The sequence below is a fragment of the Enterobacter cloacae complex sp. IR5401 genome (genome assembly GCF_049238425.1).
GTDB classification, from domain to species: Bacteria; Pseudomonadota; Gammaproteobacteria; order Enterobacterales; family Enterobacteriaceae; genus Enterobacter; species Enterobacter hormaechei_C.
Genome location: NZ_JBMKHN010000002.1, coordinates 458,848 through 476,635 on the forward strand (window position 1 = coordinate 458,848; position 17,788 = coordinate 476,635).

A 17,788-nucleotide genomic window follows, 5' to 3' on the forward strand; every position below is an offset into this window, starting at 1 on the left:
TGACGCTGCGCCACCGGGCGTAAAGCAACTTATTTATTGTTATTGCGTATCTCGTTCCAGATCTTATCGCAACGCTTCGCCACTTCCTGATCGTTACCGGTTTTACGCGCCTGAATACAGGCCTGGTAATCCATTACGCGAACGTTTTCCTGCGTGACGAATTGCTCATGGGTTTTGTCTTTTTTCAGCACGTTCAGCACGCTTTGACAGGCCTCAATCTTCTCAGGTGAACCCTGTGCGGTATTGATGCACGCGCTGTAGGCCTCTTTCAGACGGGAGTCCTCTTTCGGCGCCTGATCCTGCGCGCATGCCACCAGCCCGAAGGTCAGCAACGCAACGATTACCCTTTTATTCATCATGTTCAGTCTCCATAACGGCGGGACACCGCCCGCCGCAGCATTCATCAGAAGATGGTAAATGGCGCAATGACCATGAATTTCACGTCACGTTCATCCTGGAAGATGTTGCCGTAGCCGCCCGCGTAGCTCGGGATATCGGAGTGGTTGTCATACTGGGTGAAGTGCAGTTTGAACATCGTGCCTTTCGCACGGCCCTCCTGAAGGGTATAAATCGCATCCAGACTGTATGAAGACTCTTTCAGACGGTAGTTCGGATCGTAGTACGCGTCTGGCGTTGCCATATCCCCGGGCTTCGCATCCCAGGCGTACGCGTAGGACGCGCCCACTGCCCAGCCGGGCAGGTTCCAGTTTTTCAGGTCATACATTGCCCCGAAGAAGACCGCCTTTTCGCCGTCGGCGTTAAAGTCAGAGCGGTTATCCCACCAGATATCCAGACGACCGTTAGAGGAGGCGTAGGTTGGGGTCATACGTTGCAGGAAGTAGCCCTGCTGCCCTTCTGCCTTGACCCATGTTCCCTCCAGACGCAAATCAACCTGACCTACCTTGTAGCCGAAGGTCAGCGCCTGTAACCACGCGGTGCCGTCATAGATATCATTTACGCTGCCATCACTGACCTTGTCGCGCGTACCGTAGAACTGATAGCTGGTGCTCAGCGGGCTACCCGCGATATCAAATTTGTAGCTGGCTTTAGCAAAGTACTGATCGATATAGCCTTCAGCCTGACCAAATGCAGCTTCCAGCACCAGATCGTTTTTAAAGTCGTACTTCGCTCCCAGCGAGTGGAGATAATCAACTTTGGTTTTTTTATCGTTCTGATAGAACTTGTCCATCTCAATGTGCCACGGCGCTTTGTACTCGTTGGTCCACATATAGGAGAAGCTCAACGCCCCCGCATCGCCGTAGTCAAAATTAGCACCGGCTTCCGCCCCCTGATAGGTGCCTGGCATAAAGCTCCAGTGCGGCGCTAACAGCGTCTGACCGGTTGGCTGGATATAACCTCCGCGCGCCCAGACCGGACCATATTTGAATTTTGCAGCCGCTTTATACAGGCTGATTCCGCTTTTATCGCCGGACCAGTCTTCGTCGTAGGCTTTATTGCTGGAGGAGAACGCAATTTCGTTCGGATGGCCGCTGTCGCCATTTTCGGCCATTTCAATTGCGGTGAACGCTGCAATATCGATCCCGAACATATCGGCGGCATATCCCGACTGGAAATCAAGGTTGGCGTTCCAGGTCGAGTGAGAAAGGTTGGTTTTGTATTTATCTTCAGTGACGTCTTTACGGTCACGCTCACGCTGCCAGTAATAAATACCGCCCGTGAGGGTGGAATCTTCGATGAAACCTGCTGCTTTTGCCTCTGGCGCAACCACCAGGCCCGACATTGCTGTCACACCGGCGATAGCCAGCGCCAGCGCACTACGTTTGCCACTGAACGTACGCATAGATTATTCCTCTTTGACGAATTAAAACGCCTTAAACGGCGAAAAACAGAAAAGACCAAGTGGTCAGGGGTAGTCAGAAATACCCTCGAATTAACTACCGTCTTTAGGTTATTTTTCGCGACGCGAATTATCAATGCTTTTAATCAGGCAAAAGTCAGGATTATGACGAAGAGCACATATTTCGTAGTGCTTTGTAACATTTACCGGGAAGCGAGTACTGGCGGGGGAATGCGCTAATTTTCAGTAAGTAACATTGATATTGTGAATATATTTTTCAGTGTTTCTGTTTTTGGAAAACAACAAACTTTTTTTAAATAAAATAAGTAGCACCACATTGACCTGGAATGTTGGGTTTAAATGATTACCTCGATGCTTAACGACATGATCGTTAAATAAAAAAACGCCGCATTACGCGGCGTTTGTTTCTCATTGACCAGAGCAGCGTTATTATTCGCCGATCTTAGTCCAGGTATCACGCAGACCGACGGTACGGTTAAATACCGGTTTTTCTGCCGTGCTGTAACGGCTGTCCAGGCAGAAGTAACCCTCACGTTCAAACTGGAACGCTTTACCGGCTTCAGCGGCTTTCAGAGACGGCTCGGCATACCCCTGCTTGATAATCAGAGACTCAGGGTTAATGACCGCCAGGAAGTCCTCCGCAGCGCCTGGATTAGGCACGCTGAACAGACGATCGTAGAGACGGATCTCAACCGGCAGCGCATGCTGCGCGCTCACCCAGTGGATTACACCTTTTACTTTACGACCATCCGCCGGATCTTTACTCAGCGTCTCTGCGTCGTACGTACAGAAGATGGTCGTGATGTTACCTTCCGCATCTTTCTCTACTCGCTCTGCTTTGATCACATAGGCGTTACGCAGACGCACTTCTTTGCCCAGCACCAGACGCTTGTACTGCTTGTTCGCTTCTTCGCGGAAGTCGGCGCGATCGATCCAGATTTCACCGCTGAACGGCACGTCGCGGGTGCCCATTTCCGGTTTGTTCGGATGGTTAGGCATCGAGACCTGTTCGCTTCCGCCCTGCGGATAGTTTTCGATAACCAGTTTCACTGGATCGATCACTGCCATCGCGCGCGGCGCGTTTTCGTTCAGGTCTTCACGAATGCAGGATTCCAGAGACGCCATTTCGATGGTGTTGTCCTGCTTGGTGACGCCAATACGTTTGCAGAACTCACGAATGGACGCCGAGGTGTAGCCACGACGACGCAGGCCAGAGATGGTCGGCATACGCGGGTCGTCCCAGCCTTCAACGTGCTTGTCGGTGACCAGCAGGTTCAGCTTACGCTTGGACATCACGGTGTATTCCAGGTTCAGACGAGAGAACTCGTACTGACGCGGATGCACAGGAATGGTGATGTTATCCAGCACCCAGTCGTACAGACGACGGTTGTCCTGGAATTCCAGCGTGCACAGAGAGTGCGTAATGCCTTCCAGCGCATCGCTGATGCAGTGGGTGAAGTCGTACATCGGGTAGATGCACCACTTGTTACCGGTCTGGTGGTGTTCAGCGAACTTAATGCGGTACAGCACCGGATCGCGCATCACGATGAACGGAGACGCCATATCGATTTTGGCACGCAGACACGCTTTACCTTCTTCGAAGCCACCGGCACGCATTTTTTCAAACAGCGCCAGGTTCTCTTCCACGCTACGATCGCGGAACGGGCTGTTTTTACCAGGCTGAGTCAGCGTACCGCGGTATTCACGGATTTCGTCAGCTGACAATTCGTCGACGTATGCCAGACCTTTGTTAATCAGTTCAACCGCGTAGGCATACAGCTGATCGAAATAGTCTGAGGAGTAGCAGATATCGCCAGACCAGTTGAAGCCCAGCCATTGCACGTCGTTTTTTATCGACTCAACGTATTCGATGTCTTCTTTTACTGGGTTGGTGTCATCGAAACGCAGGTTGCACTGCCCCTGGTAATCTTGCGCAATACCAAAGTTCAGGCAGATCGATTTGGCGTGACCAATGTGCAGGTAGCCATTTGGCTCCGGCGGGAAACGCGTGTGGACTGTGGTGTGCTTACCACTGGCCAGATCTTCATCGATGATCTGACGAATAAAGTTACTCGGGCGGGCTTCTGCCTCACTCATCGTGGATTCCTCAAAGCGTAAACAACGTATAACGGCATATGATCTTATAAGCCGGACGTAGTGACAACCCTTAAAACGTCCCGGAAGAAAATAATGGGGGCAATTGCTGCAAAAAAAAGCGGCGGAGGATATCCCCCGCCGCTAAAGGCATAACTCTACTCAGGAGCGATTACTTGCCTTTAATCTCATACAGTGGCGTCTGGCCTGCAACTACCTGCCCCTGCGCCTGGATCACCAGACCGCTGAAGTCGTCGATGTTGCTGCACACGACCGGGCTTATCATGGAGCGCGCGTTAGCATTCAGGAAGTCCAGATCCATTTCCAGAATCGGCTGGCCTGCCGCCACTTCAGCACCCTCTTCCACCAGGCGAGTAAAGCCCTGGCCGTTCAGCGCAACGGTATCGATACCCATATGGACAACGATCTCCGCGCCTTTTTCCGTTTCCAGGCAGAACGCATGGTTGGTGTTGAAGATTTTCACGATAGTACCGGCAGCCGGAGAGACCACGGTTTTGTCCGTTGGTTTCACCGCCACGCCGTCACCGACCGCTTTGCTGGCGAACGCTTCGTCAGGCACCTGTTCAAGCGCAACAACGTCACCTGTCACCGGAGAAACCAGCGCAGCGATGGTCACCGCGTTTGGCACAGCCTGCGGTTTTGCAACCGGCGCGTCAGCCACTGGCGCGTTATCCGTTGAGGCGGCAGCGACCGGCCCACGGGCAACCACTTTTTTCATTTCATCGCCGATAGATTCGGCTTTCGCACCCACGATAACCTGGATGGTTTGTTTGTTCAGTTTCACCACACCAGACGCACCCAGGCGTTTGCACATTGCATCGCTCACGCGCGCGGAGTCGCCTACGGTCAGACGCAGACGGGTAATACAGGCATCGATCGCTTTCAGGTTGTCGGTGCCACCCACAGCGGCAATGTAGCTGGTTGCCAGTTGGGTTAAACCCTCTTCGGTATTGCTGTTGGCTTCACTGGTCACAACATCATCTTTCGTATCTTCGCGGCCAGGCGTCTTCAGGTTAAACATACGAATAACCGCGCTGAACAGAACGAAGTAGATAACGAAGAAGATCAGGCCCATCACCATCAGGATCCAGACGTTGCTGCTTGCCGCCGGCAGGTTGTACATCAACACATAGTCGATGGCGCCTGCGGAGAAGGAGAAGCCAGCATGGATACCCAGAAGGGTGGCGACGAACAGGCTGATACCGGTCAGGATCGCATGCATCAGATACAGCAGCGGAGCCAGGAACATGAACAGGAATTCCAGTGGCTCGGTCACGCCGGTCAGGAAGGCGGTGATCGCAACGGACAGCAGCATCCCGCCAACCATTGGGCGACGCGCTTTCGGCGCAGCCAGGTACATTGCCAGCGCCGCGCCAGGCAGACCAAACATCATGATTGGGAAGAAGCCAGACATGAACATGCCCGCGGTGCCGTCGCCTGCGTAGAAGCGGTTGATATCACCGTGGAATACCGCGCCGGCCGCGTTGGTGAACTCACCAATCTGGAACCAGGCGATGGTGTTCAGTACCTGATGCAGACCGGTTGGGATCAGCAGACGGTTAATGAAACCGAAGATGCCCGCACCCATTGCGCCCGCAGACACGATCCACTCGCCACCCGCATGGATAGCATGCTGCACCGGTGGCCAAACGTAGCCAAAGATGGCGGCGAGGATCAGACAGAAAAAGCCCGTCGCAATCGGCACAAAACGTTTACCGCCGAAGAAGCTCAGGAAGTCAGGAAGTTTGATACCTGCCCAACGGTTGTACACGGCGCCACCCACCAGGCCAGTAATGATACCTGCCAGCACACCCATGTTGATTTCAGGATTGATGGTTACCATCGCTTTCGTGAGGATGAAGTAACCGACAGCCCCTGCCAGTGCCGCGGCACCCGCGCTGTCTTTTGACCAGCTTGACGCCACACCGATGGCGAAAATCAGCGCCAGGTTGTCAAAAATTGCGCCGCCTGCCTGGGCAATAAACGGCACGTTAAGAAGATCGGGTTGCCCGAATCGCAGCAGCAATGCTGCAACCGGTAGCACGGCGATAGGGAGCTGCAAAGCCCTACCGAGGCGCTGGAAAAAACCTAAAATATTCATCCTATTCCCCCTACGAGACCCTTTGTTAAGACTCGCGCATAAACTATGTTTTTATTGTGTCACGAACGATAGATACAGTTGATGATTCACTGGCAGTGTGAGTGTGTGAAAAATTAATTCGTATCGCAAATTAAACACCTATTTTTTGTGATTATTGTCACCAAATATCGTATTAAACCCTCCCTGTCACTGGCTAACGACGAAAACTTATTTTATCATTCAAAAAATCAAGGCGGATTGATCCGGCCTGAAAGGTTCCAGGTTACGCTTAGTTCAGGTTGCACTAATCATCCGCCCACTTTTACTTAAACTTTAGAGGTGAATAATGAGACTGATTCCCCTGGCAACAGCTGAACAAGTCGGAAAATGGGCTGCTCGTCATATCGTTAACCGCATCAACGCGTTCAAACCAACAGCCGATCGTCCTTTCGTTCTCGGTCTTCCAACCGGCGGCACGCCCCTGACCGCGTATAAAGCTCTGGTTGAAATGCACAAAGCGGGCCAGGTTAGCTTTAAACACGTTGTGACCTTCAACATGGACGAATATGTCGGCCTGCCAAAGGAACATCCGGAAAGTTACCACAGCTTTATGCACCGTAATTTCTTCGATCACGTTGATATTCCGGCTGAAAACATTAACCTGCTGAATGGAAACGCGCCTGATATTGACGCAGAATGCCGTCAGTATGAAGAAAAAATCCGTTCCTACGGTAAAATCCACCTGTTTATGGGCGGCGTAGGCAACGATGGTCATATCGCGTTCAACGAACCGGCATCTTCACTGGCTTCCCGTACCCGTATTAAAACGCTGACCCATGATACGCGCGTGGCTAACTCCCGCTTCTTTGACGGAGACGTCAATCAGGTGCCTAAATACGCGCTGACCGTGGGCGTGGGCACGCTGCTGGATGCCGAAGAAGTGATGATTCTGGTGCTGGGCGCGGTGAAAGCGCAAGCGCTTCAGGCTGCCGTTGAAGGCAACGTGAACCATATGTGGACGATCAGCTGCTTACAGCTGCATCCAAAAGCGGTTGTCGTGTGTGACGAACCGTCCACCATGGAGCTGAAAGTGAAAACGCTGAAATACTTCAACGAGCTGGAAGCTGAGAACATCAAAGGTCTGTAATTGAATAACCGCCTCTTTTATCCGGGGCGGTCGCTTTTTTTAACCGGGGGTCGATATGTACGCTTTAACTCACGGTCGGATTTATACCGGCCATGAAATTCTGGATGACCATGCGATTGTAATCGCCAATGGCCTGATTGAACGTGTTTGCCCGCTGGCGGAACTGCCGCCGGAGATCGAACAGCGTTCACTCAATGGAGCTGTAATCTCCCCCGGTTTCATCGACGTACAGCTTAACGGCTGCGGCGGTGTCCAGTTTAACGATACCGCAGAGGCGGTGACGGTTGAAACGCTGGAAATCATGCAGAAAGCCAACGAGAAATCGGGCTGCACCAGCTATCTGCCAACGCTGATCACCAGCAGCGATGACCTGATGAAACAGGGTATCCGCGTCATGCGCGAATACCTGGCAAAACATCCGAATCAGGCGCTGGGGCTGCACCTGGAAGGGCCCTGGCTGAATATGGTCAAGAAAGGCACCCATAACCCAAACTACGTGCGCAAACCGGATGCCGAGCTGGTGGATTACATGTGCGCCAATGCCGATGTGATCACCAAAGTGACGCTGGCCCCGGAAATGACCGGCACGGACGTTATCAGCAAACTGGCCGCCGCCGGGATTGTGGTATCTGCGGGCCATTCGAACGCGACGCTGAAAGAGGCGAAGGCCGGTTTCCGCGCAGGCATTACATTTGCCACACACCTTTATAACGCGATGCCCTATATTACTGGCCGCGAACCGGGACTGGTTGGCGCAATTCTGGATGAACCAGACGTCTACTGCGGCATTATCGCCGACGGCTTGCATGTCGATTACACCAACATCCGCAACGCCAAACGCCTGAAAGGCGACAAGCTCTGCCTGGTGACGGATGCTACCGCTCCGGCAGGAGCGAATATTGACCAGTTCATTTTTGCTGGTAAAACAATATACTACCGGAATGGACTGTGTGTGGATGAGAACGGCACGCTGAGCGGTTCTTCTCTGACGATGATCGAAGGGGTACGTAACCTCGTTGAACATTGCGGCATCGCGCTTGAGGAAGTGCTGCGCATGGCCACGCTTTATCCGGCGCGCGCCATTGGCGTCGATAAACAGCTCGGTGGTATTGCGCCAGGTATGGTTGCAAACCTGACGGCGTTCACACACGATTATAAAATTATTAAGACCATCGTTAATGGTAACGAGGTCGTCACTGAGTAAGTAAAAGTATGACACCAGGCGGACAAGCTCAAATCGGTAATGTCGATCTCGTTAAACAACTTAACAGCGCGGCGGTTTATCGCCTGATCGACCAGCACGGGCCAATCTCACGCATTCAGATAGCCGAACAAAGCCAGCTTGCTCCCGCCAGCGTGACAAAAATTACACGTCAGCTTATTGAGCGCGGCCTGATCAAAGAAGTCGATCAGCAGGCCTCCACCGGGGGCCGCCGCGCGATTTCCATCGTCACGGAAACCCGCAATTTTCAGGCCATTGGCGTTCGCTTAGGACGTCATGACACCACTCTTACGCTCTACGACCTGAGCAGCAAGGCCATTGCCGAAGAGCATTACCCCCTTCCTGAGCGCACGCAGGAGACGCTTGAACATGCGTTACTGAATACCATTGCGCAGTTTATCGAAAGCTGTCAGCGCAAGATCCGTGAACTCATCGCCATCTCGGTGATTTTGCCCGGCCTGGTTGACCCGGAAAGCGGCGTTATTCGCTACATGCCGCATATTAAGGTAGAGAACTGGGGGCTGGTTGAGGCGCTGGAAAAGCGCTTCAAGCTGACCTGCTTTGTTGGTCACGATATTCGCTCGCTGGCGCTGGCGGAGCACTACTTTGGTGCGAGCCAGGACTGCGAAGACTCTATTCTGGTGCGCGTTCACCGTGGTACAGGTGCGGGCATCATCTCGAATGGCCGCATTTTTATTGGTCGTAACGGTAACGTAGGCGAGATTGGTCATATCCAGGTGGAACCGCTTGGCGAGCGTTGCCACTGCGGTAATTTTGGCTGTCTTGAAACCGTTGCCGCCAACGCCGCCATTGAACATCGCGTTCGCCATCTGCTGGAGCAGGGTTACCAGAGCCGCGTCACGCTGGACGATTGTAAGATCGGCGCCATCTGCAAAGCGGCAAACAAAGGCGATGCGCTGGCCTGCGAAGTGATCGAACAGGTAGGACGCCACCTGGGTAAGACCATCGCCATTGCCATCAACCTGTTTAATCCGCAAAAGGTGGTGATTGCCGGCGAGATCGTTGAAGCCGAAAAAGTGTTACTGCCCGCCATTGAAGGCTGCATCAATACCCAGGCGCTGAAGGCATTTCGCCAGAATTTGCCGGTGGTGCGATCTACGCTCGATCACCGCTCGGCAATTGGCGCATTCGCCCTGGTAAAACGTGCCATGCTGAACGGGATCCTGCTGCAACATTTGCTGGAATCCTGATCGGATCTTATAGTAACGCCTTCTTTTTTTGATGTCGGATTGTCCATGACCATTAAGAATGTAATTTGTGATATCGACGGCGTGCTGATGCACGACAACGTTGCCGTGCCGGGTGCTGCGGAGTTTCTTCACCGCATCATCGATAAAGGAATGCCACTGGTTCTTCTCACGAACTACCCTTCACAGACTGGTCAGGATCTGGCAAACCGCTTTGCTACTGCGGGCGTCAACGTCCCGGACAGCGTGTTTTATACCTCTGCGATGGCGACCGCGGATTTCCTGAAGCGTCAGGAAGGCAAAAAAGCCTATGTGGTTGGTGAAGGTGCGCTGATCCACGAGCTGTATAAAGCGGGCTTCACCATCACCGACGTGAACCCGGACTTTGTCATCGTGGGCGAAACGCGCTCCTTTAACTGGGAGATGATGCATAAGGCAGCCTACTTTGTCGCCAACGGTGCGCGTTTTATCGCCACCAACCCGGACACGCACGGTCGCGGTTTTTATCCCGCCTGCGGTGCGCTGTGTGCCGGTATCGAAAAAATCTCGGGCCGTAAGCCGTTTGTTGTCGGTAAACCGAGCCCGTGGATTATCCGCGCCGCACTGAATACGATGCAGGCACACTCAGAAGAAACCGTCATTGTGGGCGACAACCTGCGTACCGATATTCTTGCTGGCTTCCAGGCGGGGCTTGAAACCATCCTGGTGCTTTCTGGCGTTTCACAGCTTGATGACATTGATACGATGCCGTTCCGGCCAAGCTGGATTTACCCCTCTGTCGACGAAATCGACGTTATTTGATTCAGAACCACGCCTCAGGGCGTGGTTTTTCATTTCTGCTGTCTGAAAACATCACTTCATCTAACGAAATCAGCTCTTCATTGAGAAATCATCAATAGAATCGCTTAAGGCATACTCTTTTTTTAAGATTCGGCAATTGCCATTGCACTTTTTACGTTTTCATCGGTAAAACGCTTGCGCCCCCTCCCCTTTTTGCGGCATTTTCATAAGCAAGCAACATCACAACGCAACAGGGTTAACGGAGAAGGTTATGTGTTCTATTTTTGGCGTACTGGATATTAAAACTGACGCGGGCGAACTGCGTAAAAAAGCACTCGAATTGTCCCGCCTGATGCGCCATCGCGGTCCGGACTGGTCAGGCGTTTACGCCAGCGATAAAGCGATTCTGGCTCACGAACGTCTCTCCATTGTTGATGTCAACGCTGGCGCACAGCCGCTGTATAACGAGAAAAAAACGCACGCGCTGGCTGTTAACGGTGAAATTTACAACCATCAGGCGCTGCGCGCTGAGTACGGCGATCGCTACGCGTTTCAGACCGGCTCAGACTGCGAAGTGATCCTGGCGCTGTATCAGGAGAAAGGCCCGGAGTTCCTCGACGACCTGCAAGGTATGTTCGCCTTCGCCCTGTACGACAGCGAAAAAGACGCTTACCTGATTGGCCGCGACCATATTGGTATTATCCCGCTGTACATGGGACACGATGAACACGGTAACTTCTACGTTGCCTCAGAGATGAAAGCCCTGGTACCGGTATGCCGCACCATCAAAGAGTTCCCGGCAGGTAGCTACCTGTGGAGCCAGGACGGCGAGATCCGCCCGTACTACCAGCGCGACTGGTTTGATTATGAAGCGGTGAAAGACAACGTGACGGACAAAGCGGAACTGCGTCAGGCGCTGGAAGAGTCAGTGAAAAGCCACCTGATGTCAGATGTCCCCTACGGTGTACTGCTCTCCGGCGGTCTGGACTCCTCCGTGATCTCCGCGATCACCAAGAAATTCGCCGCACGTCGCGTGGAAGATCAGGAGCGCTCTGAAGCCTGGTGGCCACAACTGCACTCCTTTGCCGTGGGTCTGGAAGGGGCACCTGACCTGAAAGCCGCCCAGGAAGTGGCGAACCATCTTGGCACGGTGCACCATGAAATTCACTTCACCGTACAGGAAGGTCTGGATGCGATCCGCGATGTGATCTATCACATTGAAACCTATGATGTGACCACCATTCGCGCCTCCACGCCGATGTATTTGATGTCGCGGAAGATCAAAGCGATGGGCATCAAGATGGTGCTCTCCGGCGAGGGTTCTGACGAAGTGTTTGGCGGTTACCTCTATTTCCACAAAGCGCCAAACGCCAAAGAGCTGCATGAAGAAACGGTGCGTAAGCTACAGGCGCTGCACATGTTTGACTGCGCGCGCGCCAACAAAGCGATGTCCGCCTGGGGTGTGGAAGCCCGCGTGCCGTTCCTCGATAAGAAATTCCTCGATGTGGCGATGCGCATCAACCCACAGGACAAAATGTGCGGCAACGGCAAAATGGAGAAACATATCCTGCGTGAATGTTTTGAATCCTACCTGCCGGCGAGCGTGGCGTGGCGTCAGAAAGAGCAGTTCTCCGATGGCGTAGGCTACAGCTGGATCGACACCCTGAAAGAGGTGGCGGCGAAACAGGTTTCTGATCAACAACTGGAAACTGCGAGCTTCCGTTTCCCGTACAACACGCCAGCCTCGAAAGAGGCGTATTTGTACCGTGAGATCTTTGAGGAGCTGTTCCCGGTTCCAAGCGCAGCCGAGTGCGTACCGGGTGGTCCTTCGGTCGCCTGCTCTTCTGCTAAAGCCATTGAATGGGATGAATCCTTCAAAGCGATGAACGATCCGTCAGGACGCGCGGTGGGCGTTCACCAGTCTGCTTATAAATAATGTCCAGACTATAATCAGGCCCTCCGGGGCCTGATTTTTTTGCCTCTCTTTTCCCGGCATAAAATCGATTAATAACCAATAATTGTCGAATATTCGGCCTCGCTGTTCGCAACCTAACCAAACAGTCACATTCCGGCTATTTTCATTGAAAAAGGTGTTGACGCTGCAAGGGTCTATACGCATAATGCGCCCCGCAACGCCGATAAGGTAACGCGAAAAAAAGATGGCTACGTAGCTCAGTTGGTTAGAGCACATCACTCATAATGATGGGGTCACAGGTTCGAATCCCGTCGTAGCCACCATCTTTTTTGCGGGAGTGGCGAAATTGGTAGACGCACCAGATTTAGGTTCTGGCGCCGCAAGGTGTGCGAGTTCAAGTCTCGCCTCCCGCACCATTCCCAGGTAAGCGTTGCACGGATGGGGTATCGCCAAGCGGTAAGGCACCGGTTTTTGATACCGGCATTCCCTGGTTCGAATCCAGGTACCCCAGCCATATTTCTTCGATCATGCGGTTCTCCGCGGTATTGGGGTATCGCCAAGCGGTAAGGCACCGGTTTTTGATACCGGCATTCCCTGGTTCGAATCCAGGTACCCCAGCCATCGAAGATTGCAGTACTGGCTACGTAGCTCAGTTGGTTAGAGCACATCACTCATAATGATGGGGTCACAGGTTCGAATCCCGTCGTAGCCACCATATTTACGTTATCGAATACGATTCGGTAAACTGAACATTGTTGGGGTATCGCCAAGCGGTAAGGCACCGGATTCTGATTCCGGCATTCCGAGGTTCGAATCCTCGTACCCCAGCCACTTTAAGTCGTTAAGCAGTTTGTTTAACGCAATTGGGGTGTCGCCAAGCGGTAAGGCTCTGGTTTCTGATACCAGCATTCCGGGGTTCGAATCCCTGCACCCCAGCCACTTTAAACAAACAAGCCCGCTCTGCGGGCTTTTTTGTTTTTGTTGTTTAGAATAGTGCGGCCTGATGCCTTCCCCCTACCCCTCTCCCACGGGGAGAGGGAATAAAGATCAGAGTCCGAGGGCGTACTTCAGGGCCTGACGCTTCAGACCACCGGCACGTTCCGCTGCCATCAATCCAATATTGCGCACTATGCGCACCGGACCAACATCATTGCTGAACCCGGCATAGAACAGATCCATCCCCGACTGCATAATGAAGTTATCCGCCATACGGCGCGTCTGGTAGCGCTTCAGAACCTGATGGCTGGCCCAGGCTTCCGCGTGGGCGCGAGCGTTACCCAGCACATCCAGTAACGCATCGACGTCACGGTATCCCAGATTCACCCCCTGCCCCGCCAGCGGATGAATGGTGTGCGCCGCGTCCCCCACAAGCACCAGTCCTTCACGGGCATACTGCAACGCATGGCGTCGCATCAGCGGGAATGCGCCGGCGGCAACCGGGGTCACGTTGCCCAGACGGCTCGGGAAGTGCTGGCGGATTTCGCGCTGCAACTGATCCATGGACAGCCCCTGCAACTGTCGAATGCGCGCCGGTTTGTCGTACCACACCAGCGAAGCCCAGTTATCAAACAGCGGTAAGAATGCATGCGGGCCGTTCGGCGTAAAATGCTGCCAGGTGCTTTCGCCCGGCGCGTTTGCTGACTGAACGGTGATCAGCATGCAGGACTGCTGGTACTGCCAGGCATGGATCCCAATGCCTGCCATCTGCCTGACCTGCGAGTTCGCGCCATCCGCCCCCACCACCAGCTTCACGGCCAGCTCATCGTCGTTGTCCAGCGTCAGGAGATACCCGCCCTCATGACGATGCAGGCCTTTCAGCGAGTCCGGCACGCGCAGCGTCACCTTCGGGTGCGCCTCCAGCGCCTGCCAGAGTGCCTGCTGGAGCACGTTGTTTTCCACCATATAGCCCAGGCGCGGCAGTTTCAGCTCGGCGGCATCAAACGACACGTGAGCTTTTTCCCACTCCCAGGTTTCGAGACGGCTGTAAGGATGCGCGCGCATCGCCAGCACCGCCTCCCAGACGCCCAGCCCGCGAAGCAGATCAACAGAGGCCGCGCTGATGGCGGAAATACGTACGTCCGGTTGGCTGGCAGGATCGAATGCCGGCGGAGCCGCCTGTTCAATAACGGTTACGTCAAATCCTTGCTGCGCCAGCCCCAGCGCCAGTGCGCCGCCGACCATACCGCCGCCAACAACGGCAACTTCGGTGTTCAGGAGTGTCATGGTCACTATTCCTTATTGAAGAATACCTTAAGTTTACCGGATTTTTGCGGCCCTGAGGTTGACAACCTTCATACTGGTCACAACCGCACCAAAGCATTACAATACGCGGCTTGCAATCCTGAGCTGAGCAAGTCGATGACTAAAAAACTCCATATAAAAACCTGGGGCTGTCAGATGAACGAATACGATTCATCGAAGATGGCCGATCTGCTGGATACCACCCACGGATACCAGCTGACTGAAAATGCGAAAGAAGCCGATGTGCTGCTGCTGAACACCTGTTCAATTCGTGAAAAAGCACAGGAAAAAGTCTTTCATGTGTTAGGCCGCTGGAAGCTTCTCAAACGGAAAAATCCGGACCTGATCATTGGCGTGGGTGGCTGCGTCGCATCGCAGGAAGGTAAGCTGATCCGCCAGAGAGCCCCCTATGTGGATATCGTTTTTGGCCCTCAGACCCTGCACCGCCTGCCAGAGATGATTAATCAGGTTCGCGGCAGCCGTAGCCCGGTGGTTGACGTGAGCTTCCCGGAGATCGAGAAATTTGACCGTCTGCCAGAGCCGCGCGCTGATGGCCCGACCGCCTTCGTCTCCATCATGGAAGGCTGCAACAAATACTGTACTTACTGCGTGGTGCCTTATACCCGCGGTGAAGAAGTGAGCCGCCCGGCAGACGATATCCTGTTTGAAATCGCGCAGCTTGCCGCGCAGGGCGTTCGCGAAGTGAACCTGCTGGGGCAGAACGTGAACGCCTGGCGCGGGGAAAACTACGACGGTACCACCGGCAGCTTTGCTGAACTGCTGCGTCTGGTGGCGGCGATTGACGGCATCGACCGCATTCGCTTTACCACCAGCCATCCGATGGAATTTACCGACGACATTATTGACGTCTATCGCGATACGCCAGAGCTGGTGAGCTTCCTGCACCTGCCTATCCAGTGCGGCTCTGACCGCGTGCTGAACCTGATGGGTCGTCCACATACGGTGCTGGAGTATAAGTCCACCATCCGCAAGCTGCGTGAAGCGCGCCCGGATATCCAGATTAGCTCCGACTTTATCGTCGGCTTCCCTGGCGAAACCGCTGATGACTTCGAGCGCACCATGAAGCTCATCGGCGAGGTGAATTTCGACGTCAGCTACAGCTTTATCTTCTCTGCGCGCCCGGGCACCCCTGCGGCCGATATGGTTGATGATGTACCGGAAGAAGAGAAAAAGCAGCGTCTGTATATTCTACAGGAGCGTATCAACCAGCAGGCCAACGCCTGGAGTCGTCGCATGCTCGGCACTGTCCAGCGTATTCTGGTGGAAGGCACCTCCCGTAAGAGCATCATGGAACTGTCTGGTCGAACCGAAAATAACCGCGTGGTGAATTTTGAAGGCACCCCGGACATGATCGGTAAGTTTGTGGACGTCGAGATTGTCGAAGTGCTCACGAACTCGCTGCGCGGGAAGGTGGTACGCACTGAGGATGAAATGGGTCTGCGAATTGCACAGACTCCGGAATCCGTTATCTCTCGCACCCGCAAGGTCAACGACTCTGGCGTAGGTATTTACCAGCCGTGATCCTCCTGGCCTGCCTGTCCGGCAGGCCTTGTATTTCCTCTCATCACCCCCAATATCTACCGCAACGCTTGCGCCTTTATTCTGTGGCGTGAATAATTTCGGTAATGACCGTTTTATTACGCCGTGTGGCCACAGGTCAGTTAACCAATTAAAGAGGAACAGTTTGAACATAGATACGCGTGAAATTAGCCTTGAGCCCGCAGACAACGCTCGCCTGCTGAGCCTGTGCGGGCCGTTTGATGACAACATCAAACAACTGGAGCGACGTCTGGGTATCGAAATCAATCGTCGCGATAACCATTTCAAACTCACCGGACGCCCAATCTGCGTCAACGCCGCGGCAGATATTCTCCGCAGCCTGTATGTTGATACCGCCCCGATGCGCGGTGAGATCCAGGACATTGAACCTGAACAGATCCACCTGGCCATCAAAGAGGCGCGCGTGCTTGAGCAGAGCGCGGAGAGCGTGCCGGACTATGGCAAAGCCATCAACATCAAAACTAAACGCGGCGTGATTAAGCCTCGTACCCCGAACCAGGCGCAGTACATCGCCAATATTCTCGACCATGACATCACCTTCGGCGTGGGCCCGGCGGGTACGGGTAAAACCTATCTGGCCGTTGCTGCTGCGGTCGATGCGCTTGAGCGTCAGGAGATCCGCCGTATCCTGCTGACCCGCCCTGCTGTTGAAGCCGGTGAAAAACTGGGCTTCCTGCCGGGCGATCTGAGCCAGAAGGTCGACCCGTATCTGCGCCCGCTGTATGACGCGCTGTTCGAAATGCTCGGCTTCGAGAAAGTTGAAAAGCTCATCGAGCGTAACGTGATTGAAGTGGCCCCGCTGGCCTACATGCGTGGCCGTACGCTTAACGACGCGTTCATCATTCTGGATGAGAGCCAGAACACCACTATCGAACAGATGAAGATGTTCCTGACGCGTATTGGCTTTAACTCGAAAGCGGTTATCACCGGTGACGTCACCCAGATTGACCTGCCGCGTAACACCAAATCGGGTCTGCGTCACGCCATCGAAGTCCTGGCCGAGGTAGAGGAAATCAGCTTCAACTTCTTCCACAGTGAAGACGTGGTACGCCATCCGGTGGTCGCGCGTATCGTTAACGCTTATGAGGCCTGGGAAGAGGCAGATCAGAAGCGCAGGGCCGAACTGGCCGCAGAACGTAAGCGCGAAGCGCAGGAGCATGAACAGAAATGAGTCAGGTGATCCTCGATTTACAGCTGGCCTGTGAAGATAATTCCGGCATGCCAGAAGAGGCACAGTTTCAGAAATGGCTGGATGCCGTTATCCCCCAGTTTCAGGAAGAATCAGAGGTCACGATTCGCCTGGTGGATGAAGCAGAAAGCCATGAGCTCAACCTGACCTACCGCGGGAAAGATAAGCCGACCAACGTGCTCTCTTTCCCGTTCGAAGCCCCTCCGGGCATTGAGATGCCGCTGCTGGGCGATCTGATCATCTGCCGTCAGGTGGTTGAGCAGGAAGCCAAAGAGCAGCAAAAGCCGCTGGAAGCGCACTGGGCACACATGGTGGTGCACGGTAGCCTGCATCTTCTGGGTTACGACCATATTGAAGATGACGAAGCGGAAGAGATGGAATCCCTCGAGACAGAGATAATGCTTGCTCTGGGCTATGAGGATCCGTACATTGCCGAGAAAGAATAGTCAGTCACTGACTACCATGCCGCCGCGCAGGGACATAGCGCGGCG

General features: G+C 53.9%; 13 protein-coding genes and 7 tRNA genes. 15 read left to right on the top strand and 5 right to left on the bottom strand.

The features are described 5' to 3' along the window. Positions 1-29: 29 nt before the first annotated feature. From chiQ to nagE, 4 genes are all read right to left on the bottom strand, one after another. Positions 30-356: a ChiQ/YbfN family lipoprotein gene (gene chiQ / locus ACOTX1_RS05185; protein ID WP_032634658.1), complete on the bottom strand. Its 327-nt coding sequence runs from the start codon at positions 354-356 to the stop codon at positions 30-32. 47 nt (positions 357-403) lie between these two features. Continuing rightward, positions 404-1,801, bottom strand: coding sequence for a chitoporin ChiP (chiP, locus tag ACOTX1_RS05190; protein ID WP_023315635.1), 1,398 nt, complete (start codon positions 1,799-1,801; stop codon positions 404-406). Positions 1,802-2,248: 447 nt separating this feature from the next. Beyond that, positions 2,249-3,916 (bottom strand): glutamine--tRNA ligase, encoded by a 1,668-nt coding sequence (gene glnS, locus ACOTX1_RS05195; protein WP_023315634.1) that lies wholly within the window; start codon positions 3,914-3,916, stop codon positions 2,249-2,251. A 169-nt stretch (positions 3,917-4,085) separates the two neighbouring features. Continuing rightward, positions 4,086-6,035, bottom strand: coding sequence for a PTS N-acetyl glucosamine transporter subunit IIABC (gene nagE, locus ACOTX1_RS05200; protein ID WP_003858662.1), 1,950 nt, complete (start codon positions 6,033-6,035; stop codon positions 4,086-4,088). Between the two features lie 325 nt (positions 6,036-6,360). Here nagE and nagB point away from each other — a divergent pair, with 325 nt between their 5' ends. The 12 genes from nagB (at position 6,361) to ACOTX1_RS05260 (ending at position 13,225) form a co-directional block, all read left to right on the top strand. After that, positions 6,361-7,161, top strand: a complete 801-nt coding sequence (nagB, locus tag ACOTX1_RS05205; protein WP_003858663.1) for a glucosamine-6-phosphate deaminase — start codon at positions 6,361-6,363, stop codon at positions 7,159-7,161. Positions 7,162-7,216: 55 nt separating this feature from the next. Continuing rightward, on the top strand, positions 7,217-8,365 hold the full coding sequence (gene nagA / locus ACOTX1_RS05210; protein WP_003858664.1) for an N-acetylglucosamine-6-phosphate deacetylase: 1,149 nt from the start codon (positions 7,217-7,219) through the stop codon (positions 8,363-8,365). A gap of 8 nt (positions 8,366-8,373) precedes the next feature. Then, entirely contained in the window at positions 8,374-9,594 is a 1,221-nt protein-coding gene (gene nagC, locus ACOTX1_RS05215) for a DNA-binding transcriptional regulator NagC (protein ID WP_017694286.1), read from the top strand. 45 nt (positions 9,595-9,639) lie between these two features. Then, positions 9,640-10,392: a ribonucleotide monophosphatase NagD gene (gene nagD, locus ACOTX1_RS05220; protein ID WP_003858667.1), complete on the top strand. Its 753-nt coding sequence runs from the start codon at positions 9,640-9,642 to the stop codon at positions 10,390-10,392. 250 nt (positions 10,393-10,642) lie between these two features. Continuing rightward, the gene (gene asnB / locus ACOTX1_RS05225; RefSeq protein WP_003858669.1) at positions 10,643-12,307 is read left to right on the top strand and encodes an asparagine synthase B; all 1,665 of its coding nucleotides are present in this window, start codon (positions 10,643-10,645) and stop codon (positions 12,305-12,307) included. A gap of 225 nt (positions 12,308-12,532) precedes the next feature. Then, positions 12,533-12,609 (top strand) — tRNA-Met (locus ACOTX1_RS05230). 8 nt (positions 12,610-12,617) lie between these two features. Continuing rightward, positions 12,618-12,702 (top strand) — tRNA-Leu (locus ACOTX1_RS05235). A gap of 23 nt (positions 12,703-12,725) precedes the next feature. After that, positions 12,726-12,800 (top strand) — tRNA-Gln (locus ACOTX1_RS05240). 32 nt (positions 12,801-12,832) lie between these two features. After that, positions 12,833-12,907 (top strand) — tRNA-Gln (locus ACOTX1_RS05245). A 17-nt stretch (positions 12,908-12,924) separates the two neighbouring features. Continuing rightward, positions 12,925-13,001 (top strand) — tRNA-Met (locus ACOTX1_RS05250). A gap of 41 nt (positions 13,002-13,042) precedes the next feature. Then, positions 13,043-13,117 (top strand) — tRNA-Gln (locus ACOTX1_RS05255). A 33-nt stretch (positions 13,118-13,150) separates the two neighbouring features. Then, a tRNA-Gln gene (locus tag ACOTX1_RS05260) sits at positions 13,151-13,225 on the top strand. A 108-nt stretch (positions 13,226-13,333) separates the two neighbouring features. Here the strand turns inward: ACOTX1_RS05260 and ubiF are convergent. After that, the gene (ubiF, locus tag ACOTX1_RS05265) at positions 13,334-14,509 is read right to left on the bottom strand and encodes a 3-demethoxyubiquinol 3-hydroxylase (RefSeq protein ID WP_023315632.1); all 1,176 of its coding nucleotides are present in this window, start codon (positions 14,507-14,509) and stop codon (positions 13,334-13,336) included. 135 nt (positions 14,510-14,644) lie between these two features. Between ubiF and miaB the strand changes: the two genes are divergently transcribed. From miaB to ybeY, 3 genes are all read left to right on the top strand, one after another. Further along, positions 14,645-16,069, top strand: a complete 1,425-nt coding sequence (miaB, locus tag ACOTX1_RS05270; protein ID WP_003858672.1) for a tRNA (N6-isopentenyl adenosine(37)-C2)-methylthiotransferase MiaB — start codon at positions 14,645-14,647, stop codon at positions 16,067-16,069. A gap of 163 nt (positions 16,070-16,232) precedes the next feature. Then, positions 16,233-17,279, top strand: a complete 1,047-nt coding sequence (locus ACOTX1_RS05275; RefSeq protein WP_003858674.1) for a PhoH family protein — start codon at positions 16,233-16,235, stop codon at positions 17,277-17,279. After that, entirely contained in the window at positions 17,276-17,743 is a 468-nt protein-coding gene (ybeY, locus tag ACOTX1_RS05280; RefSeq protein WP_003858677.1) for an rRNA maturation RNase YbeY, read from the top strand. Before ACOTX1_RS05275 ends, ybeY begins: the two co-directional genes overlap by 4 nt. The last annotated feature ends 45 nt before the right edge of the window (positions 17,744-17,788 follow it).